The 20,705-nt window shown below is 63.4% G+C and carries 24 protein-coding genes; 14 read left to right on the top strand and 10 right to left on the bottom strand.

Annotated features, from left to right (window positions below; all coding sequences use genetic code 11):
- The 8 genes from ptsN to EWH21_RS05625 form a co-directional block, all read right to left on the bottom strand.
- Positions 1–465 (bottom strand): PTS IIA-like nitrogen regulatory protein PtsN, encoded by a 465-nt coding sequence (gene ptsN / locus EWH21_RS05590; protein WP_037046493.1) that lies wholly within the window; start codon positions 463–465, stop codon positions 1–3.
- 12 nt (positions 466–477) lie between these two features.
- Positions 478–786 carry a ribosome-associated translation inhibitor RaiA gene (gene raiA / locus EWH21_RS05595; protein ID WP_037046497.1) on the bottom strand — a complete coding sequence of 103 codons (309 nt, stop codon included), beginning with the start codon at positions 784–786 and terminating at the stop codon, positions 478–480.
- Between the two features lie 98 nt (positions 787–884).
- Entirely contained in the window at positions 885–2,378 is a 1,494-nt protein-coding gene (locus EWH21_RS05600) for an RNA polymerase factor sigma-54 (RefSeq protein ID WP_037046500.1), read from the bottom strand.
- 136 nt (positions 2,379–2,514) lie between these two features.
- Complete coding sequence (gene lptB, locus EWH21_RS05605) at positions 2,515–3,240, bottom strand: LPS export ABC transporter ATP-binding protein (protein WP_037046502.1); 726 nt, start codon at positions 3,238–3,240, stop codon at positions 2,515–2,517.
- On the bottom strand, positions 3,240–3,782 hold the full coding sequence (gene lptA / locus EWH21_RS05610; RefSeq protein ID WP_037046505.1) for a lipopolysaccharide transport periplasmic protein LptA: 543 nt from the start codon (positions 3,780–3,782) through the stop codon (positions 3,240–3,242). Before lptA ends, lptB begins: the two co-directional genes overlap by 1 nt.
- On the bottom strand, positions 3,769–4,335 hold the full coding sequence (lptC, locus tag EWH21_RS05615) for an LPS export ABC transporter periplasmic protein LptC (protein WP_152487930.1): 567 nt from the start codon (positions 4,333–4,335) through the stop codon (positions 3,769–3,771). The genes lptA and lptC overlap by 14 nt, the downstream gene beginning before the upstream one ends.
- 7 nt (positions 4,336–4,342) lie before the next feature.
- Positions 4,343–4,864: an HAD family hydrolase gene (locus tag EWH21_RS05620; RefSeq protein WP_277700004.1), complete on the bottom strand. Its 522-nt coding sequence runs from the start codon at positions 4,862–4,864 to the stop codon at positions 4,343–4,345.
- A complete protein-coding gene (locus EWH21_RS05625) occupies positions 4,864–5,838 on the bottom strand; it encodes a KpsF/GutQ family sugar-phosphate isomerase (protein WP_277700005.1) in 975 nt (324 codons plus the stop codon). Before EWH21_RS05625 ends, EWH21_RS05620 begins: the two co-directional genes overlap by 1 nt.
- Positions 5,839–6,078: 240 nt before the next feature.
- Here EWH21_RS05625 and EWH21_RS05630 point away from each other — a divergent pair, with 240 nt between their 5' ends.
- The 10 genes from EWH21_RS05630 (at position 6,079) to hisC (ending at position 14,122) form a co-directional block, all read left to right on the top strand.
- Entirely contained in the window at positions 6,079–6,888 is an 810-nt protein-coding gene (locus EWH21_RS05630) for an ABC transporter ATP-binding protein (RefSeq protein WP_150608148.1), read from the top strand.
- The gene (gene mlaE, locus EWH21_RS05635) at positions 6,888–7,685 is read left to right on the top strand and encodes a lipid asymmetry maintenance ABC transporter permease subunit MlaE (RefSeq protein WP_037046520.1); all 798 of its coding nucleotides are present in this window, start codon (positions 6,888–6,890) and stop codon (positions 7,683–7,685) included. The genes EWH21_RS05630 and mlaE overlap by 1 nt, the downstream gene beginning before the upstream one ends.
- Positions 7,685–8,155 carry an outer membrane lipid asymmetry maintenance protein MlaD gene (gene mlaD, locus EWH21_RS05640; protein ID WP_037046523.1) on the top strand — a complete coding sequence of 157 codons (471 nt, stop codon included), beginning with the start codon at positions 7,685–7,687 and terminating at the stop codon, positions 8,153–8,155. The genes mlaE and mlaD overlap by 1 nt, the downstream gene beginning before the upstream one ends.
- 14 nt (positions 8,156–8,169) lie before the next feature.
- Positions 8,170–8,802, top strand: coding sequence for an ABC transporter substrate-binding protein (locus tag EWH21_RS05645; RefSeq protein ID WP_037046526.1), 633 nt, complete (start codon positions 8,170–8,172; stop codon positions 8,800–8,802).
- Positions 8,799–9,104: an STAS domain-containing protein gene (locus EWH21_RS05650; RefSeq protein ID WP_175252996.1), complete on the top strand. Its 306-nt coding sequence runs from the start codon at positions 8,799–8,801 to the stop codon at positions 9,102–9,104. Before EWH21_RS05645 ends, EWH21_RS05650 begins: the two co-directional genes overlap by 4 nt.
- A gap of 123 nt (positions 9,105–9,227) precedes the next feature.
- Positions 9,228–9,467: a BolA family protein gene (locus EWH21_RS05655; protein ID WP_017678930.1), complete on the top strand. Its 240-nt coding sequence runs from the start codon at positions 9,228–9,230 to the stop codon at positions 9,465–9,467.
- Positions 9,468–9,489: 22 nt separating this feature from the next.
- Positions 9,490–10,755, top strand: coding sequence for a UDP-N-acetylglucosamine 1-carboxyvinyltransferase (gene murA, locus EWH21_RS05660; protein ID WP_037046532.1), 1,266 nt, complete (start codon positions 9,490–9,492; stop codon positions 10,753–10,755).
- Positions 10,756–10,905: 150 nt separating this feature from the next.
- Positions 10,906–11,541, top strand: a complete 636-nt coding sequence (hisG, locus tag EWH21_RS05665; RefSeq protein WP_037046535.1) for an ATP phosphoribosyltransferase — start codon at positions 10,906–10,908, stop codon at positions 11,539–11,541.
- 137 nt (positions 11,542–11,678) lie between these two features.
- Positions 11,679–12,989 (top strand): histidinol dehydrogenase, encoded by a 1,311-nt coding sequence (hisD, locus tag EWH21_RS05670; protein ID WP_037046542.1) that lies wholly within the window; start codon positions 11,679–11,681, stop codon positions 12,987–12,989.
- Positions 12,990–13,069: 80 nt separating this feature from the next.
- Positions 13,070–14,122 (top strand): histidinol-phosphate transaminase, encoded by a 1,053-nt coding sequence (hisC, locus tag EWH21_RS05675; RefSeq protein ID WP_277700006.1) that lies wholly within the window; start codon positions 13,070–13,072, stop codon positions 14,120–14,122.
- A gap of 54 nt (positions 14,123–14,176) precedes the next feature.
- On the opposite strand, the gene algW is transcribed toward hisC, so the two are convergent.
- Positions 14,177–15,319, bottom strand: coding sequence for a Do family serine endopeptidase AlgW (gene algW / locus EWH21_RS05680; protein ID WP_037046548.1), 1,143 nt, complete (start codon positions 15,317–15,319; stop codon positions 14,177–14,179).
- A 110-nt stretch (positions 15,320–15,429) separates the two neighbouring features.
- Here algW and EWH21_RS05685 point away from each other — a divergent pair, with 110 nt between their 5' ends.
- The 3 genes from EWH21_RS05685 to cysN all read left to right on the top strand — a co-directional run bounded on the left by EWH21_RS05685 (position 15,430) and on the right by cysN (position 19,146).
- Positions 15,430–16,188, top strand: coding sequence for a Nif3-like dinuclear metal center hexameric protein (locus EWH21_RS05685; RefSeq protein WP_150608154.1), 759 nt, complete (start codon positions 15,430–15,432; stop codon positions 16,186–16,188).
- A gap of 132 nt (positions 16,189–16,320) precedes the next feature.
- On the top strand, positions 16,321–17,238 hold the full coding sequence (gene cysD / locus EWH21_RS05690; protein ID WP_037046552.1) for a sulfate adenylyltransferase subunit CysD: 918 nt from the start codon (positions 16,321–16,323) through the stop codon (positions 17,236–17,238).
- Positions 17,239–17,250: 12 nt separating this feature from the next.
- A complete protein-coding gene (cysN, locus tag EWH21_RS05695) occupies positions 17,251–19,146 on the top strand; it encodes a sulfate adenylyltransferase subunit CysN (protein WP_277700007.1) in 1,896 nt (631 codons plus the stop codon).
- 195 nt (positions 19,147–19,341) lie between these two features.
- Here the strand turns inward: cysN and EWH21_RS05700 are convergent, their stop codons facing one another.
- Positions 19,342–19,773 carry a DUF1043 family protein gene (locus EWH21_RS05700; protein ID WP_037046561.1) on the bottom strand — a complete coding sequence of 144 codons (432 nt, stop codon included), beginning with the start codon at positions 19,771–19,773 and terminating at the stop codon, positions 19,342–19,344.
- Between the two features lie 265 nt (positions 19,774–20,038).
- Between EWH21_RS05700 and EWH21_RS05705 the strand changes: the two genes are divergently transcribed.
- Positions 20,039–20,668, top strand: coding sequence for an alpha/beta fold hydrolase (locus tag EWH21_RS05705; RefSeq protein ID WP_277700008.1), 630 nt, complete (start codon positions 20,039–20,041; stop codon positions 20,666–20,668).
- Positions 20,669–20,705 lie beyond the last annotated feature (37 nt).

Consider the following 20,705-nt stretch of genomic DNA (forward strand, 5'->3'; position numbering starts at 1 on the left):
TTATTGACCGTTCTGAGTGTCCACGACCACTTGGTAAAGGTCTTCGCCGCTTGAGGCATGGCGCAGACGTTCACGTACGTCGCCGCGGTCGAGCATGCTGGCGATCTGGCGTAGCAGCTCGAGGTGAGCGTCGGTTGCGGCTTCCGGCACCAGCAGTACGAACAGCAGGTCGACCGGGGCGCCGTCGATGGCGTCGAAGTCCACTGCGGTGTCCAGATGCAGCACGGCGCTGATCGGATCACTGCAGCCAGCCAGGCGGCAGTGAGGAATGGCGATGCCGTTGCCGAAACCGGTCGAGCCGAGTTTCTCGCGGGCAATCAGGCTTTCGAAAATGTCCTGGGCATCCAGGTCGGGAAGATCGCGGGCGACCAGGTTGGCGATCTGTTCGAGCACGCGTTTCTTGCTGCCGCCCGGCACGTTCACCAGGGAACGGCCGGGGGTCAGGATGTTTTCAAGTCGGATCATGGATGGGGAATGTCAGCGGGCCGTGGCGCCTTGCAGGCGGTCGAGCTGCTTTTCCTTGTGCTTGATAAGTTGACGGTCAAGTTTGTCGGCCAACAGGTCGATGGCTGCGTACATGTCCTGATGTTCGGCGTTGGCGACGACTTCGCCGCCTGCAACGTGCAGAGTCGCCTCGATCTTCTGCTTGAGTTTCTCGACCTCCATGGTCACCTGAACGTTGGTGATCTTGTCGAAGTGGCGTTCCAGTCGGCCCAGTTTCTCGCCGATATAGTCACGCAGGGCGTCGGTCACATCCAGCTGATGTCCACTGATGTTGACTTGCATACCGCTTTCTCCTTGTTGCCTTGTGTAAGAGACGGGTCTCTTGCGACCCGCCACCGGAACACGTTGGCTTGGAGGCCCAGGCCTCCAATCGATCTGGCCTACATCAGTCGTTTGCGCTCACTGGAGGGCGCTATGCCGAGGGACTCGCGATACTTGGCGACCGTCCGACGGGCGACTTGGATGCCTTGTGCCTCCAGTAAACCAGCGATCTTGCTGTCACTCAACGGCTTTTTCGCGTTTTCTGCAGCGACCAGTTTCTTGATGATTGCGCGGATCGCGGTGGACGAGCATTCGCCCCCTTCGGAGGTGCTGACGTGGCTGGAGAAGAAGTATTTCAGCTCGTAAATGCCGCGCGGGGTGTGCATGAACTTTTGCGTGGTCACGCGCGAGATGGTCGACTCGTGCATGCCGACCGCTTCGGCGATGTCGTGCAGGACCAGCGGTTTCATTGCCTCGTCGCCGTAGTCGAGGAAACCGCGCTGGTGCTCGACGATCTGCGTGGCCACCTTCATCAGCGTTTCGTTGCGGCTTTGCAGGCTCTTGATGAACCAGCGCGCTTCCTGCAACTGGTTGCGCATGAAGGTGTTGTCGGCGCTGGAGTCGGCTCGCTTGACGAAGCCCGCGTACTGCGCGTTGACGCGCAGGCGTGGCATGGCTTCCTGGTTGAGCTCCACCAGCCAGCGATCGTTGTGCTTGCGCACGATCACGTCCGGGACCACGTATTCCGGCTCGCTGGATTCGATCTGCGAGCCCGGGCGCGGGTTGAGGCGCTGGATCAGTTCGATGACCTGGCGCAGTTCGTCTTCCTTGAGCTTGGTACGCCGCATCAGCTGGGCGTAGTCGCGGCTGCCGAGTACTTCGAGGAAGTCACTGACCACGCGCTGCGTTTCGCTCAGCCATGGTGTGCCGGCAGGCAGCTGGCGCAGTTGCAGCAGCAGGCACTCGCGCAGGTCGCGCGCGCCGATGCCGGCCGGCTCGAACTGCTGGATGCGATGCAGGACGACCTCGACTTCGTCCTGCTCGATGTCGAGTTCAGGGTCGAAGGACTCGGTGACTTCCTCGAGGGTTTCTTCGAGGTAGCCGTCGTTGTTGATGCAGTCGATCAGGGTGGCGGCGATCAGGCGGTCCTTGTCGGACATGGGCGCCAGGTTCAGCTGCCAGAGCAGGTGGCTCTGCAGGCTCTCGCCGCTGGAGGTACGGGTGGTGAAGTCCCACTCGTCATCGTCGTTGCTCGGCAGGCTGCTGGCGCTGGTCTGGTAGACGTCTTCCCACGCCGTGTCGACCGGCAGTTCATTGGGAATGCGCTCTGCCCACTCGCCTTCTTCCAGGCTGTCCACTGTCGGGGTGGATTCCTGGTAGCTGTCTTCCTTGCTGGGGGTGGGGGCGGCGCTTTCCGCGCCGTCGGCCATGGGGTCGCTGTTGTCGAAGTCGTCGCCGTCTTCCTGGCGCTCGAGCATGGGGTTGGATTCCAGTGCCTCCTGGATTTCCTGTTGCAGGTCCAGGGTCGACAGTTGGAGGAGGCGGATAGCCTGTTGCAGCTGCGGTGTCATCGTCAGCTGCTGGCCCATCTTGAGGACTAGCGATGGTTTCATTGCAGACCTTAATTTACTGGCGAGTTACGCCTTCCACATCAGGGCGCCGAAGCGCCGCCAGGAAGCAAATTATATGCCTGAATTTCTCGTTCTTGCCTAGGGGGTGCAATATTTCTGTAGCGAAATAGCCTGCGCCCTACAGGCGGAACTCGTGGCCCAGATACACCTCTTTCACCGTCTGGTTGGCGAGGATGGTCTCGGCGTTGCCTTCGGCGATCAGCTGGCCGTCGTTGACGATGTAGGCGGTCTCGCAGATGTCCAGGGTCTCGCGCACGTTGTGATCGGTGATCAGGATGCCGATGCCCTTGGCCTTGAGGTGATGGATGATCTGCTTGATGTCACCCACCGAGATCGGGTCGACGCCGGCGAAGGGTTCGTCGAGCAGGATGAACTTCGGGTTGGTGGCCAGGGCGCGAGCGATCTCCACGCGACGCCGTTCACCACCGGACAGGCTCATGCCCAGGCTGTCGGCGATGTGATGGATGTGGAACTCCTGCAGCAGGCTTTCCAGTTCGGCCTGACGTCCGGCGCGGTCGAGATCCTTGCGGGTCTCGAGGATGGCCATGATGTTGTCGGCTACCGACAGCTTGCGGAAGATCGAGGCTTCCTGCGGCAGGTAGCCGATGCCGGCGCGAGCGCGGCCATGCATGGGCTGATGGCTGACGTCGATGTCGTCGATCAGTACGCGGCCCTGATCGGCGCGTACCAAGCCGACGATCATGTAGAAGCAGGTGGTCTTGCCGGCGCCGTTGGGGCCCAGCAGGCCGACGATCTGCCCGCTTTCGATGCTCACGCTGACGTCGCGCACGACCTGGCGGCTCTTGTAGCTTTTCGCCAGATGTTGGGCTTTGAGAATGGCCATTACTGCTGTGCCTGATCCGCGGGTTTGTTCTTCGGTTGGATGACCATGTCGATGCGCGGGCGCGGCGTGCTGACATTGCTGCCAGTGGCGCGGCCTGCGTTGACGATCTGGCGGCGGGTGTCGTAGACGATCTTCTCGCCCTCGAAGGTATTGCCTTCCTGGATCACCTTGGCCTGATCGATCAGTACGATGCGTTCGTTGCTGGCGAAGTACTGGATCGTCTTGCCGTAGGCCTTGACGATGTCCTTGTCCACGTCCGGCTTCTGCTCGTAGTAGGCGAGGTTGCCCACCGAGGTGAACACGTCGATGTCGCCGCTGGCGGTCTGGGTGATGGTGACGGTGTCGCCGGTGATCTTCAGGGTGCCCTGAGTGATGATCACATCGCCGCGATAGACTGCGACGCCCTGCTTGTCATCCAGCTCGGCCGTGTCGGCCTGGATGCGGATCGGCTGGTCGCGATCCGATGGCAGTGCCCAGGCGGCCGCGCTTCCCAATGCGGCGCCGAGGCTGAGAATCAGGGGGAGGGTGTTAACGAACCTCATGCTGGCCTCTTACGTTGGACTGCAGGATCATCCTGCCGTCATTCAAGTACGCTTTCATTCCTTGTGCCGTGGTCACCCCATTGGCCGCGACGATTCTAACGGCTTGCTTGGTCTGCGCATATTCCTTGTCGGGAATTACGGTCATGCGGCTGCTGGTGATGATGGTCGGGCGGTTCTTGGCATCGGTGCGCGCGATGCGCACATCGTCGATCAGCTCCACCTCGGTGCCGCCGGGGGAGACCTCGGCGCGCTGGCTGGTGACCTTCCAGGGCAGTTCGGTGCCGCGGTAGAGGTCCAGCTTGGGGGTGTCGACCAGGGTGATGTCGGTGCTCTTGACGTGCTCGAGCTTCTCCGCGGTCATGCGGTAGTGCAGCTTGCCGTCATCCTGGTATTGCACGGTGCGCGCACCCAGCACGTAGAAGTCGATGGCGTCGTCGTTGCTGGCCTGTTGCGGCTTGTGGGCGTTTTCCGGGGCGATGTTCCAGTACCCGAGGGCGGCCACGACGGCTGCGATCAGGGCGAAAATCAGGGTGTTGATGGCTTTGCGCAGCATGCTTGGCTCACAGGTAGGCGGCTTGAGCCGCATCCAGCGTGCCCTGGGCACGCATGATCAGTTCGCAGAATTCCCGGGCGGCGCCTTCCCCGCCGCGCGCCTGGGTCACGCCATGGGCGTGCTGGCGCACGAAGCCGTCTGCGCTGGCCACGGCCATGCCCAGACCGACGCGACGGATGACCGGCAGGTCCGGCAGGTCATCGCCCAGATAGGCGACCTGCTCATAGTCTAGGCCGAGTTCGGCGAGCAGGCCGTCGAGAACGACGAGCTTGTCTTCACGGCCCTGGAACAGGTGCTGGATGCCGAGGTTGTTGGCGCGGCGCTCGACTACCGGGGTCTTGCGCCCGCTGATGATCGCGGTGCGCACGCCCGAGCCGATGAGCATCTTGATGCCGTGGCCGTCGAGGGTGTTGAAGGTCTTGAACTCGCTGCCGTCTTCGAGGAAGTACAGGCGGCCGTCGGTGAGTACGCCATCGACGTCGAAGATCGCCAGCTTGACGGCGCGTGCTCGCTGCAGCAGGTCGTTCATCACATCACCCCCGCGCGCAGCAGGTCGTGCATGTTCAATGCGCCGACCGGGTTGTCCTGGTCGTCGACGACGACCAGAGCATTGATCTTGTGGTCTTCCATGATCTTCAGGGCCTCTGCCGCCAGCATCTCTGCGCGGGCGGTCTTTCCATGCGGGGTCATCACGTCATCGATCAGCGCCTGGCGCACGTCGATGCCCTTGTCCAGCGTGCGACGCAGGTCGCCATCGGTGAAGATGCCGGCCAGGCGGCCGTCGTTCTCCAGTACCACGGTCATGCCCAGGCCTTTCTGGGTCATTTCCAGCAGTGCGTCACGCAGGCTGGTGCCGCGGTGCACGCAGGGCAGTGCGTCGCCCTTGTGCATGACGTTCTCCACTTTCAGCAGCAGGCGGCGGCCAAGTGCGCCGCCCGGGTGGGAGAAGGCGAAGTCTTCGGCGGTGAAGCCGCGAGCTTCCAGCAGGGCGATGGCCAGTGCGTCGCCCAGTACCAGGCTGGCGGTGGTCGAGGAGGTCGGTGCCAGGTTCAGCGGGCAGGCTTCCTGCGAGACGCTGGCATCGAGATTGACCTCGGCGGCCTGGGCCAGCGGCGAGTTCGGGTTGCCGGTCATGCTGATCAGGCGAATGCCGAGACGCTTGATCAGCGGCAGCAGCGTGACGATCTCCGCCGTGGAACCGGAGTTGGACAGGGCCAGGACGATGTCGTCGCGGGTGATCATGCCCATGTCGCCGTGGCTGGCTTCGGCCGGATGAACGAAGAACGCGGTGGTGCCGGTGCTGGCCAGGGTGGCGGCGATCTTGTTGCCGATATGCCCGGACTTGCCCATGCCGACCACGACCACGCGGCCCTTGCAGTCCAGGATCAGCTCGCAGGCCTTGACGAAATCTGCGTCGATACGAGGCAAAAGTTCCTGTACTGCTTCGATCTCGAGGCGAATGGTGCGCTGCGCGGAGTCAATCAGGTCGCGGGTCTGGTTCATGCTGAACGAAGCTTCGGGCGAAAAAGACGGGGATTATAAACGGAAAAGCTTGCAGCGCTCACCTTTGCTGAGTGTGCTTAGTATCGAAGCTGTCGCAAGTCTGAACGCTGGCGCGCGCCGCTATTGGGCGGCAACTCCAGCAAATGCTATAGTCCGCGGCCATTTCGGCCATCTTGCAGGTGTGTCCCATTAGGTGGGAGATGGCGTCTGCCAGGAAGGCCAGTTTTTCAAGGAGTTCAGATGAGCGCCGAGCACGAGTATGCGATCGAGCTGCAGGGCGTCAGCTTCAAGCGTGGCGCGCGGTCGATCTTCGACACGGTCGATATCCGCATACCGCGCGGCAAGGTCACCGGCATCATGGGGCCGTCCGGTTGCGGCAAGACCACGCTGCTGCGGCTGATCGCCGCCGAGTTGCGTCCGTCCGCCGGTGACGTCCGCGTCGCGGGTGTCAGTCTGCCGAAGCTGTCGCGCGATGAGCTGTTCGACATGCGCAAGCAGATGGGCGTGCTGTTCCAGAGCGGTGCGCTGTTCACCGACCTCGATGTCTTCGAGAACGTCGCCTTTCCGTTGCGCGTGCACACCAAGCTGCCCGAAGAGATGATCCGCGACATCGTGCTGATGAAGCTGCAGGCCGTCGGTCTGCGTGGCGCGCTGGAGCTGATGCCGGACGAGCTGTCCGGCGGCATGAAGCGTCGTGTGGCCCTGGCGCGTGCCATTGCGCTGGACCCGCAGATACTGCTGTACGACGAGCCCTTCGTCGGCCAGGACCCCATCGCCATGGGCGTGCTGGTGCGCCTGATCCGCCTGCTCAATGACGCGCTGGGAATCACCAGCGTGGTGGTCTCTCACGACCTGGCGGAAACCGCCAGCATTGCCGACTACCTCTATGTCGTCGGTGATGCGCAGGTGCTGGGACACGGCACCCCGGCCGAGCTGATGGAGTCGGATAACCCGCGTATCCGGCAGTTCATGAAAGGCACGCCGGATGGTCCGGTGCCCTTTCATTATCCGGCGCCGGATTACCGCGAAGATCTGTTGGGGAGAGGTTGATGCGCAGAATTTCACCGCTCGAACGGCTGCGTCTGTTCGGTCGTGCGGGTATCGATGTGGTGGCGACGCTGGGACGCTCGATGCTGTTCCTGGTGGGCGCGTTGTTCGGCCGCAACCGCGCCGGCAAGCCGATGCAGCTGCTGATCAAGCAGCTGTTCGCCGTCGGCGTGATGTCGCTGGCGATCATCGTCGTCTCCGGCGTCTTCATCGGCATGGTGCTGGCCCTGCAGGGCTACAACATCCTGGTCAGCTATGGCTCCGAGCAGGCCGTGGGGCAGATGGTCGCCCTGACCCTGTTGCGTGAGCTTGGCCCGGTGGTGACTGCGCTGCTGTTCGCCGGACGTGCCGGCTCGGCGCTGACCGCCGAGATCGGCAACATGAAATCCACCGAGCAGCTGTCCAGCCTGGAAATGATCGGTGTCGATCCGCTCAAGTACATCGTCGCCCCGCGCCTCTGGGCCGGTTTCATCTCCATGCCGCTGCTGGCGATGATCTTCAGTGTCGTCGGCATCTGGGGCGGGGCCATGGTCGCCGTCGACTGGCTGGGAGTCTACGAGGGCTCGTTCTGGTCCAACATGCAGAACAGCGTTTCCTTCTATGACGATGTGCTCAACGGCGTGATCAAGAGCATCGTCTTCGCCTTCGTGGTGACCTGGATCGCCGTGTTCCAGGGATATGACTGCGAGCCCACGTCCGAGGGGATCAGTCGCGCCACTACCCGTACCGTTGTCTACGCCTCGCTGGCCGTGCTGGGGCTGGATTTCATTCTGACCGCTTTGATGTTTGGAGACTTCTGATGCAAAACCGCACGCTGGAGATTGGTGTCGGTCTGTTCCTGATGGCAGGTGTGCTGGCCCTGCTGCTGCTGGCCCTGCGCGTCAGCGGCCTGAGCGTCGGATCGGCGGGTGACACCTACAAGGTCTATGCCTATTTCGACAACATCGCCGGCCTGACCGTGCGCGCCAAGGTGACCATGGCCGGTGTCAGTATCGGCAAGGTGACGGCCATCGACCTGGATCGTGACAGCTACATGGGGCGGGTGACCCTGGAACTCGACGGTAACGTCGACAATCTACCCGAGGACTCCACGGCGTCGATTCTGACCGCAGGGCTGCTCGGCGAGAAATACATCGGCATCAGCGTGGGTGGTGAGGAGGCGGTGCTCAAAGACGGCAGCACCATCCACGACACCCAGTCGTCGCTGGTGCTGGAAGACCTGATTGGCAAATTCCTGCTCAATTCGGTCAATAAAGACGAAGCCAATTGATGAGGGCTCCCAAGATGTTCAAGACCGCACGTAACCTGTTGCTGACCCTGCTGGCGGCCATGCCTCTGCTGGCACTGGCGGCGCCGAGCGCTCACGAGGTGGTGCAGCAGACCACCGATACGCTGCTGGCGGACCTCAAGGCCAACAAGGACGAGTACCGTCGTGATCCGGCGGCTTTCTATCAGTCGCTCAACGACATTCTCGGCCCTGTGGTGGATGTCGACGGCATCTCGCGTGGCGTGATGACCGTGCGCTATTCGCGTCAGGCCTCGCCCGAGCAGATGAGCCGCTTCCAGGAGAACTTCAAGCGCAGCCTGATGCAGTTCTACGGCAACGCCCTGCTCGAGTACGACAATCAGGACATCCGTGTGCTGCCGGCCACCGGCAAGCAGGACGCCGAGCGCACCTCGATCGGCATGGAAATTCGTGACGGCAAGGGCGTGGTCTATCCGCTGTCCTACACCATGGTGTCCATGGATGGTGTGTGGAAGCTGCGCAATGTCGTGATCAACGGCATCAACGTTGGCAAGCTGTTCCGCGACCAGTTCGCCCAGTCGATGCAGAACAATCGCAACGACCTGGACAAGGTCATCGACACCTGGGCCGATACCGTGGCCAAGGCGCGTGAGGCGCGAGGCAACTCGTGAGCCAGGCGACCATCATCGAGCGGGCGCCCGGCCAGCTGCAGCTGGCTGGCGTGCTCGACTATCGCACCGGCCCCGGCTTGCGCGAGCAAGGTGCGCGCCTGATCACCGGCTGCAGCGTCAAGCGCCTGTCGCTGGACTGTGCGGCGGTGGAGAAGTCCAGCAGCGTCGGCCTGTCGCTGCTGCTGGCGTTCACCCGCGATGCGCGCGAGTCCGGGCATGAGCTGTCGATCAGCGGCCTGCCCGAGGACATGCGGCAGATTGCCCAGGTCAGCGGGTTGCTGGAGTTGCTGCCACTGGCGTAACCGAGAACCGCCTCTCGGCGTTCCGTCAGCGGTACGGCGGGCGGGGTTCGCAGGCGGGAGGCTTTTTTGTATGATGGCCGACCCGCGGGCTCAGGTGCCCGAATGCGTCAGTCGAGGTCGAGCATGCAGGCTGCAGAAGTAAAAAGCCTCCTAGAGGAAAAACTCCCGAATACCCAGGTGGAAGTCGAAGGCGAAGGCTGCAACTTCCAGCTGAACCTGATCAGCGACGATCTGGCCGCTCTCAGCCCGGTCAAGCGTCAGCAGCAGATCTATGCCCACCTCAACGCCTGGATCGCCGATGGCAGCATCCACGCCGTGACCATGAAATTTTTCAGCCAGGCCGATTGGGCCGCGCGTTCCTGAGCCTGCGGGCGACGAGATTCCTATGGACAAACTGATCATTACCGGCGGCGCTCGCCTCGATGGCGAAATCCGTATTTCCGGTGCGAAGAACTCTGCGCTGCCGATTCTGGCCGCGACCCTGCTGGGCGATGCGCCGGTCACCATCTGCAACCTGCCGCACCTGCACGACATCACCACCATGATCGAACTGTTCGGTCGCATGGGTATCGAGCCGGTGATCGACGAGAAACTCTCCGTCGAAGTCGACGCGCGCAGCATCAAGACGCTGGTCGCCCCCTACGAGCTGGTCAAGACCATGCGTGCCTCGATCCTCGTGCTCGGTCCGATGGTCGCCCGTTTCGGTGAAGCCGAAGTTGCCCTGCCTGGCGGTTGCGCCATCGGCTCGCGTCCGGTCGACCTGCACATCCGTGGCCTTGAGGCCATGGGCGCGAAGATCGACGTGGAAGGCGGCTACATCAAGGCCAAGGCGCCGGAAGGCGGTCTGCGTGGCGCGCACTTCTTCTTCGATGTGGTCAGCGTGACCGGCACCGAGAACATCATGATGGCGGCGACCCTGGCCAAGGGCCGCAGCGTGCTGGAAAACGCCGCCCGCGAGCCGGAAGTGGTCGACCTGGCCAACTGCCTGATCGCCATGGGTGCGAAGATTCAGGGTGCGGGTACCGATACCATCGTCATCGACGGTGTCGAGCGTCTCAACGGCGCGCGTTTCAATGTCATGCCCGACCGTATCGAAACCGGTACCTACCTGGTCGCTGCAGCCGTTACCGGTGGTCGCGTCAAGGTCAAGGATGCCGATCCGTCGACCCTGGAAGCCGTGCTGGCCAAGCTGCAGGAAGCAGGTGCCGAGATCACCACCGGTCCGGACTGGATCGAGCTGGACATGAAGGGCAAGCGTCCCAAGGCCGTGAACCTGCGTACCGCGCCTTACCCGGCGTTCCCCACCGACATGCAGGCGCAGTTCATCGCCCTCAACGCGGTGGCCGAAGGCACCGGCACCATCGTCGAGACCGTGTTCGAAAACCGCTTCATGCACGTCTACGAGATGCTGCGCATGGGCGCCAACATCCTGGTCGAGGGCAACACCGCCATCGTCACGGGTGTCGACAAGCTCAAGGGTGCCCCGGTCATGGCGACCGACCTGCGTGCTTCCGCCAGTCTGGTGCTGGCTGCGCTGGTGGCCGATGGCGATACGCTGATCGACCGCATCTACCACATCGACCGTGGCTACGAGTGCATCGAAGAGAAGCTGCAACTGCTGGGTGCCAAGATTCGCCGCGTGCCGGGCTGAGACGCCGCTTGCAACTCGCTGTGCGCTGGCCCTGCTGCGTTGTGAAGGGCCTGCAGCCAGCGGCGTTGTGAGCAGGTGCCTCCGCCTGCCGCCATTGTCGTAGGGCCGCTTCCCGTCGGAGCGGCCGCTTCCGATCAAGGAAACCGTTTCATGCTGACCATCGCCCTGTCCAAAGGCCGCATTCTCGATGACACCCTGCCACTGCTGGCGGCAGCGGGCATCGAGCCGACCGAGAATCCGGACAAGAGTCGCAAGCTGATCATCCCCACCACTCAGGATGACGTGCGTCTGCTGATCGTGCGCGCCACCGACGTGCCAACCTATGTCGAGCACGGCGCCGCCGATCTCGGCGTGGCCGGCAAGGACGTGCTGATGGAGTACGGTGGCCAGGGCATCTACGAGCCGCTGGACCTGCAGATCGCCAAGTGCAAGCTGATGACCGCCGGCAAGGTCGGTGCGCCGGAGCCCAAGGGGCGCCTGCGCGTCGCCACCAAGTTCGTCAACGTCGCCAAGCGCTACTATGCCGAGCAGGGTCGCCAGGTCGACATCATCAAGCTGTACGGCTCGATGGAGCTGGCGCCGCTGGTGGGGTTGGCGGACAAGATCATCGACGTGGTCGATACCGGCAACACCCTGCGTGCCAACGGCCTCGAACCGCAGGAGCTGATCGCGACGATCAGTTCGCGACTGATCGTCAACAAGGCGTCGATGAAGATGCAGCACGCCCGCATCCAGGCGCTGATCGAAACCCTGCGTGGTGCCGTCGAAGCACGACACCAAGGCTGATCAATGGCACGCCTGCCGTCGCGGCAGGGTGCTTTACCAGCCTATCCGTGTCATAGCCATTTTTCTCGGGTGCCCGCACGGTGGGCTTGCTACATTACGGGCGCCCGAGAAAACGCCAATCAGATGAGGCTTTCGCTATGACCGCTCCCGTTGCCATCCGCCGACTCAATGCTGCCGATCCGGACTTCGCGGCTCATCTGGACCATCTGCTCGCCTGGGAAAGCGTCTCCGACGATGGCGTCAATCAGCGCGTGCTGGAAATCATCAAGGCCGTGCGCGAGCGCGGCGACGCCGCCCTGGTCGAGTACACCCAGCGTTTCGATGCCCTGGAAGTGGCCTCGATGGCCGATCTGATCCTGCCGCGCGCGCGTCTGGAGCAGGCGCTGGAACGCATCACCGCCGAGCAGCGTGCGGCCCTGGAAGTCGCCGCCGAGCGCGTGCGCAGCTACCACGAGAAGCAGAAGCAGGACTCCTGGCGTTACAGCGAGGCCGACGGCACCGTGCTCGGGCAGAAGGTCACTCCGCTGGACCGCGCCGGCCTGTACGTGCCGGGCGGCAAGGCCTCCTATCCGTCGTCGGTGCTGATGAACGCCATTCCGGCCAAGGTCGCCGGCGTGCCGGAAGTGGTCATGGTGGTGCCGACTCCGCGTGGCGAGATCAACGAGCTGGTGCTGGCCGCCGCCGCCCTGGCCGGTGTCGACCGCGTGTTCACCATCGGTGGCGCGCAGGCCGTCGCTGCCCTGGCCTATGGCACCGAGAGCGTGCCGCCGGTGGACAAGATCGTCGGCCCCGGCAACATCTACGTGGCCACCGCCAAGCGCCATGTGTTCGGCAAGGTCGGTATCGACATGATCGCCGGGCCGTCCGAGATTCTCGTGGTCTGCGACGGTGCGACCGATCCGGACTGGATCGCCATGGACCTGTTCTCCCAGGCCGAGCACGACGAAGATGCCCAGTCGATCCTGGTCAGCCCCGATGCCGCCTTCCTCGACCGCGTGGCCGAGAGCATCGCCAGGCTGCTGCCGACCATGGAGCGTGCCGAGATCATCCGCACTTCGCTGGAGGGCCGTGGCGCACTGGTGCAGGTAGCGGACATGGCCGAGGCCATCGAGGTGGCCAACCGCATCGCCCCGGAGCACCTCGAGTTGTCGGTGGCCGACCCGGAAGCCTGGCTGCCGCAGATTCGCCACGCTGGTGCGATCTTCATGGGGCGTTATACCGCCGAGGCGCTGGGCGACTATGTCGCCGGCCCCAACCACGTGCTGCCGACCTCCGGTACTGCGCGCTTTTCTTCGCCGCTGGGGGTGTATGACTTCCAGAAGCGTTCGTCGATCATCTTCTGCTCGCCGGACGGGGCGTCCGAACTGGGCAAGAGCGCTTCGGTGCTGGCCCGCGGCGAGTCGTTGACCGCGCATGCGCGCAGCGCCGAGTACCGCATCAAGCCTTAACGGCCGCGCAGGGTGGACAACGCTTCGCTTGTCCACCGCTTTGCATAAGACAACTCAAGTATTCGAGGAGAGAAGGGCAGATGAGCAAATTCTGGAGCCCCTTCGTCAAGGACCTGGTGCCCTACGTGCCGGGTGAGCAGCCGAAGCTGAGCAAGCTGGTCAAGCTCAACACCAACGAAAACCCCTACGGTCCTTCGCCCAGGGCCATCGCGGCCATGCAGGCGGAGCTGAACGATGACCTGCGCCTGTACCCGGACCCCAACGGCGATCGCCTGAAGCAGGCGGTGGCCGAATACTACGGCGTGCAGCCGGCCCAGGTGTTCGTCGGCAACGGTTCCGACGAGGTGCTGGCACACGCTTTCCACGGCCTGTTCCAGCATGACGCGCCGCTGCTGTTCCCGGACATCAGCTACAGCTTCTATCCGGTGTACTGCGGCCTGTACGGCATCGACCATGAGCAGGTGGCGCTGGACGAACAGTTCCAGATCCGTGTCGAGGACTACGCCAGGCCCAATGGCGGCATCATCTTCCCCAACCCCAATGCGCCGACCGGCTGCCTGCTGCCGCTCGACGCCATCGAGCGCCTGCTGCAGGGCAGCCCTGATTCGGTGGTGCTGGTGGACGAGGCCTACATCGACTTCGGTGGCGAGACGGCGATCAGCCTGGTGGACAAGTACCCCAATCTGCTGGTCACCCAGACCTTGTCCAAGTCGCGCTCGCTGGCCGGTCTGCGCGTCGGTATCGCCGTGGGCCATCCCGACCTGATCGAGGCCCTGGAGCGAATCAAGAACAGCTTCAATTCCTACCCGCTCGATCGCATGGCGATCGCCGGTGCGGCGGCGGCCTTCGCGGACCGTGCCTACTTCGAGCAGACCCGCCAGCAGGTCATCACCAGCCGCGAGGCGGTGGTGGCGGGCCTGCAGGGGCTGGGATTCGAGGTGCTGCCGTCGGCGGCCAACTTCGTCTTTGCCCGCCATCCCGGCAAGGATGCTGCGACCCTGGCGGCCGGCCTGCGCGAGCAGGGCGTGATCGTGCGGCACTTCAAGCAGCCGCGCATCGCTCAGTTCCTGCGCGTCACCATCGGTGCGCCGGAGCAGAACCAGGCGTTGCTGGAGGCCTTGCAGGGGCTGTAAGACGCTTGCGGGGTAGACATGAAAAAGCCGGCTGCTGCCGGCTTTTTCATGTCTTCAGTTACCGTTGGCCGGTGGGCGAATGCCGATTTCCGCGGTCAGATCCAACTGCTTGCCGTTGCGCAGGACTTCGATGCGGATCTTGTCGCCAGGCTTGGTGCGTGCCACCTGATTCATCGAGCGACGCCCGTCGCTGGCCGCTTCGCCATCGATGCTGAGGATCAGGTCGCCTGGCTGCAAGCCGGCGCGTTGCGCCGGGCCGTCGCGGTAGACGCCAGCGACGACGATGCCGGGGCGGCCTTCCAGGCCGAAGGACTCGGCCAGTTCAGGAGTCAGCGGTTGCACTTCGACGCCCAGGTAACCACGGATCACCTGGCCATGTTCGATGATCGCCTGCATCACCTCCATTGCCAGTTTGACCGGGATGGCGAAGCCGATGCCCTGCGAGCCACCGGACTTGGAGAAGATCGCGGTGTTGATGCCCACCAGGTTGCCATGTGCGTCGACCAGCGCGCCGCCCGAGTTGCCCGGGTTGATCGCCGCATCGGTCTGAATGAAGTCCTCGTAGGTGTTCAGTCCCAGCTGGTTGCGCCCGGTGGCGCTGATGATGCCCATGGTCACGGTCTGGCCAACGCCGAACGGGTTGCCGATGGCCAGGGTCACGTCGCCGATGCGGATGGCGTCGGAGCGGCCCAGGGTGATCGCCGGCAGGTTGGGCAGATCGATCTTCAGCACCGCCAGGTCGGTTTCCGGGTCGCTGCCGATCAGCCGTGCGAGGGTTTCGCGGCCGTCCTTGAGCGCCACGACGATCTGGTCGGCGCCGCTGACGACGTGGTTGTTGGTCAGCAGGTAGCCTTCGCGGCTCATCAGCACGGCCGAGCCCAGGCTCGACTCCATGCGCTGCTGGCGGGGCAGGTTGTCACCGAAGAAGCGGCGGAAGGTCGGGTCTTCGAACAGCGGATGGGCCGGCTTGCTCACCAGCTTGGTGGTATAGAGGTTGGCAACCGCCGGCGACGCCGTGTCCACGGCTTCGGCATAGGACACGGGCCCTTCCTGCAGGCGGCTGTAGGTCGGTGCCTGGACCAGCTGCACTTCCTTGCGCGGCAAGCCGACCCACTCCGGGTACTGCTGAATCAGCAGCAGTGCGAGCAGCACACCGACCAGCAGGGGCCAACCGAGAAAACGCAGTGCCTGGGGCATCGAGACAATCCTGAGGGTTGCGAGGGCAAAAGGTCGCCCTTAAGGTGGCGCATTATAGTGAGGTGCTCGCCAATTAGGCAGCGGCCCGCAACAGCTTGAGAGGAATCTTCATGGCCATTGCCCTGTCCACCCTGGTCGAGGAAGCTGACGCTTTTCTCAACGCGTCGCGCATCAGCGATTACTGCCCCAATGGTCTGCAGGTCGAGGGGCGTCCGCAAGTGCGCCGTATCGTCAGCGGCGTTACCGCCAGTCAGGCACTGATAGAGGCGGCCATCGAAGCCGAGGCCGATGTGCTGCTGGTGCATCACGGCTATTTCTGGAAAGGCGAGAACCCCTGTGTCACCGGCATGAAGCAGCGCCGCCTGAAGGCCCTGCTGGCGCATGACATCAGCCTGCTGGCCTACCACCTGCCGCTGGATGTCCATCCCGAGGTCGGCAACAACGTGCAGCTCGCTCGGCAGCTGGGCATCGTCGTCGAAGGGCCGCTGGAGCCGGACAACCCGCGTACCGTCGGTCTGGTCGGCTCGCTGGCGGAGGCGATGAGTGCCGTCGATTTCGCCCGTCACGTGCAGCAGGCCCTCGGTCGCGAACCGCTGCTGGTCGAAGGGCAGGGGCTGATTCGTCGGGTCGGCTGGTGCACCGGCGGTGGCCAGGGCTACATCGACCAGGCCATCACTGCAGGGGTCGACCTGTACCTGACCGGCGAGGCCTCCGAGCAGACCTTCCACAGTGCCCGCGAGAACGGCGTGAGCTTCATCGCGGCCGGCCATCACGCGACCGAGCGTTATGGCGTGCAGGCCCTGGGCGACTATCTGGCGCGGCGTTTCGCCCTCGAACACCTGTTCATCGACTGCCCCAATCCCATCTGAATGGCGCTTACGGGCAGGTATAACACCAGATCTTTTCGGTCTAACCAGTGCCCTGAGTATAAGCAGATGCTGTGATAGAGTGCGCGCTCGTCCACGGCCCGCCGGCCCCATAACAGCAAACCGTGAGTAGCCATGCTCGACAAACTGACCCATCTCAAGCAGCTGGAGGCGGAAAGCATCCACATCATTCGTGAAGTGGCCGCCGAATTCGACAACCCGGTGATGCTCTATTCCATCGGCAAGGATTCCGCCGTGATGCTGCACCTGGCCCGCAAGGCGTTCTTCCCCGGCAAGCTGCCATTTCCGGTGATGCACGTCGATACGCGGTGGAAGTTCCAGGAAATGTACCGTTTCCGCGACAAGATGGTCAGCGAAATGGGCCTGGATCTGATCACCCACATCAACCCTGACGGTGTGGCGCAGGACATGAACCCCTTCACCTACGGCAGTGCCAAGCACACCGACGTGATGAAGACCGAGGGCCTCAAGCAGGCGCTGGACAAGTACGGTTTCGACGCCGCCTTCGGCGGTGCCCGCCGCGACGAAGAGAAGTCGCGTGCCAAGGAGCGTGTCTACTCCTTCCGTGACAGCAAGCATCGCTGGGACCCGAAGAACCAGCGCCCCGAGCTGTGGAACGTGTACAACGGCAAGGTGAAGAAGGGCGAGTCGATCCGTGTCTTCCCGCTGTCGAACTGGACCGAGCTGGACATCTGGCAATACATCTATCTGGAGCAGATCCCGATCGTGCCGCTGTACTTCGCCGCCGAGCGTGAAGTGATCGAGCGCAACGGCACGCTGATCATGATCGATGACGAACGCATCCTCGAGCACCTCTCCGACGAGGAGAAGGCGCGCATCACCAAGAAGATGGTGCGTTTCCGTACCCTCGGCTGCTACCCGCTGACCGGCGCGGTGGAGTCCACGGCGGCGACCCTGCCGGACATCATCCAGGAGATGCTCCTGACCAAGACCAGCGAACGCCAGGGCCGGGTCATCGACCACGACCAGGCCGGTTCGATGGAAGAGAAGAAACGTCAGGGCTATTTCTGAGGATCGCGCACCATGAGTCACCAATCCGATTTGATCAGCCAGGACATCCTCGCGTACCTGGCTCAGCACGAACGCAAGGAACTGCTGCGTTTTCTCACCTGCGGTAACGTCGACGACGGCAAGAGCACGCTGATCGGTCGCTTGCTGCACGATTCCAAGATGATCTACGAAGACCATCTGGAAGCCATCACCAAGGATTCGAAGAAGGTCGGCACCACCGGCGACGATATCGACCTGGCGCTGCTGGTCGATGGCCTGCAGGCCGAGCGCGAGCAGGGCATCACCATCGATGTGGCCTACCGCTACTTCAGCACCGCCAAGCGCAAGTTCATCATCGCCGACACCCCCGGCCACGAGCAGTACACGCGCAACATGGCCACCGGTGCCTCGACCTGCGACCTGGCGATCATCCTCATCGACGCCCGCTACGGCGTGCAGACCCAGACCAAGCGCCACAGCTTCATCGCCTCCTTGCTGGGTATCAAGCACATCGTGGTCGCCGTCAACAAGATGGACCTGAAGGACTTCGATCAGGGCGTGTTCGAGCAGATCAAGGCCGACTACCTGTCGTTCGCCGAGAAGATCAACCTGCGCCCGACCACCCTCGAGTTCGTGCCGATGTCGGCGCTCAAGGGCGACAACGTGGTCAACAAGTCCGAGTGCTCGCCGTGGTACACCGGCCAGTCGCTGATGGAGATCCTCGAGACCGTGGAAGTCTCCGGCGACCGCAATTTCGACGACCTGCGCTTCCCGGTGCAGTACGTCAACCGCCCCAACCTGAACTTCCGTGGCTTCGCCGGCACCCTGGCCAGCGGCATCGTGCGCAAGGGCGATGAAGTCCTGGCACTGCCGTCGGGCAAGACCAGCCGGGTCAAGTCCATCGTCACCTATGAAGGTGAGCTGGAGCAGGCCGGTCCGGGCCAGGCCATCACCCTGACCCTGGAAGACGAGATCGACGTGTCGCGCGGCGACATGCTGGTGCACGCCGACAATCGTCCGCAGGTCACCGACGGCTTCGAAGCCATGCTGGTATGGATGGGCGAAGAGCCGATGCTGCCGGGCAAGAAGTACGACATCAAGCGCGCCACCAGCTACGTGCCAGGCTCGATCCCGAGCATCGTGCACCGTGTCGACGTGAACACCCTGGACCAGGGCGTGGCCAGCGAGCTGAAGCTCAACGAGATCGGCCGGGTCAAGGTGGCGCTGGATGCCCCGATCGCCCTCGATGGCTACGAGCACAACCGCACCACTGGTGCGTTCATCGTCATCGATCGACTGACCAATGGCACCGTTGGCGCCGGCATGATCATCGCCGAACCGGTCGCTCATGGCGGCGGTCAGCACGGTCGCCTGGCGCACGTGTCGACCGAGGAGCGCGCCTCGCGCTTCGGTCAGCAGCCGGCTACCGTGCTGTTCACCGGTCTCTCCGGTGCTGGCAAGAGCACCCTGGCGTACGCGGTGGAGCGCAAGCTGTTCGACATGGGCCGTGGTGTGTTCGTCCTCGACGGGCAGAACCTGCGCCATGACCTGAACAAGGGCCTGCCGCAGGATCGTGCCGGACGAGCCGAGAACTGGCGTCGTGCCGCGCATGTGGCGCGTCAGTTCAACGAGGCCGGGATGATCGCGCTGGCCGCCTTCGTCGCTCCGGATGCCGAAGGGCGTGAGCAGGCCAAGGCGCTGATCGGCCGCGAGCGTGCGCTGACCGTCTACGTGCAGGCTTCGCCGCAGATCTGCGCCGAGCGTGACCCGCAGGGGCTGTACGCGGCCGGTGGCGACAACATCCCCGGCGAGGGCTTCCCCTACGACGTACCGCTGGATGCCGACCTGGTGATCGACACCCAGTCGCAGTCGATCGAGCAGGGTGTCAAGGCGGTGCTGGAGCTGCTGCGCAGTCGCGGCGCGATCTGATCGTCCTCTGCTGAACGAAAAGGCCCCGCCAGATGTGCGGGGCCTTTTTCGTCAGGGAGCAGGGCGCTGCGATGGGCCGTAACGCGGCAGGCGCTGCGAGAGCGGGTGGGCACGCCGACCGCCAGCTGTTTTGGTCGTGTCATCGCAGCCAATAAAAAAGCCCCGCGATGCGGGGCTTTTTTATTGGCTGGCGGGTTATTTCTTCAAGCCGTAGCTCTCGTCCAGCATGCCCGGGCCGTCGTTCTTCGGCGCGTAGTCCTTGGGCATTTCGTAGTTCTTCGGCGGCGTCAGGCGCTCGCGCTTCTCGGCGTTTTCCGCGCTGTTCAGCGTGGCCAGCAGACGCTGACGGGTCAGCTCGTCCAGGGCCAGGCGGTTGGCACCGTCGGACAGGTGTTCCTGCACGTCCTGGTAGCTCTGGGTGAGTTTCTTCACCAGGCTGGCAGTGGTGTTGAAGTGGGTCACCACTTCGTTCTGGTAGGCCTCGAAGCGTGCCTGCATCTCATCCATCTGCCGCTGTGTGCGGCCAGGTGCGGCGTTGGGCGCCAGGCGGGCGAGCAGAAAGCCCACGGCGATGCCGACCACCAGGGTCAGGGCGGGTACCAACCAGGCTGCAAGTGTCTGTTCCACGAGTCCTTCCTCTCAAAACGGCTTTGCTTTACGTTAGCGGCTTGAGCCTGTGCTGTATACGACCAGAACCTGCTCGGAGTCTACTGCGCGTCGGCACTGCTGCGGTAAAAACCGGTTCGGAATGCTCATGTACATCAGTACACTGCGCTTCCTCCCCTGTTTTGGCCTTGCATTGCTCCGGCTCGCGAGACGCTGAACAGGTTCATTTGCCGCACAGGCAGTTTGCTAGACGAGTCGACCCGTTGCGGGGTCACGGAGTTCAGTGTTGCTCAGTCGCGAAACCCCCATTTTCATTCCCGGCCCGGTGGGCCAGCTAGAAGCCCTTCTGCTGGAAGTGCCTGACGCCCGTGGCATTGCCCTGGTTTGCCACCCCAATCCGGTGCAGGGCGGGACCATGCTCAACAAGGTGGTGTCTACCCTGCAGCGCACGGCGCGCGATTGTGGTTATCACACCCTGCGTTTCAACTACCGTGGCGTCGGTGCCAGCGCAGGTAGCCATGACATGGGCGCCGGCGAGGTGGACGATGCCGAGGCGGTCGCTGCCTGGCTGCAGGAACGCTACCCGGACCTGCCCATCGCCCTGCTGGGGTTTTCCTTCGGCGGTTTCGTCGCGGCGGCCCTGGGCGCGCGGCTTGAGGCTCAGGATCGGACACCCAGCAAGCTGTTCATGGTGGCGCCCGCTGTGCATCGCCTCGGCGGCGATACGCCCCCGGCGAGCCAGTGCCCGCTGGTGGTGATCCAGCCGGAGGCGGATGAAGTGGTGGAACCACAGGTGGTCTACGACTGGTCGGCCAATCTCGGGCGTGCCCATGAACTGCTGAAAGTGGCAGAATGCGGCCACTTCTTCCATGGCAAGCTGACCGATCTGAAGGACCTCCTTCTGCCTCGTCTCTGAGCCCCGCCTAGTCATTGCAGCAAGACAAGCGAATCAC

Origin of the sequence: Pseudomonas sp. REST10 (genome assembly GCF_029542605.1) — a bacterium.
Lineage (GTDB): Bacteria > Pseudomonadota > Gammaproteobacteria > Pseudomonadales > Pseudomonadaceae > Aquipseudomonas > Aquipseudomonas khazarica.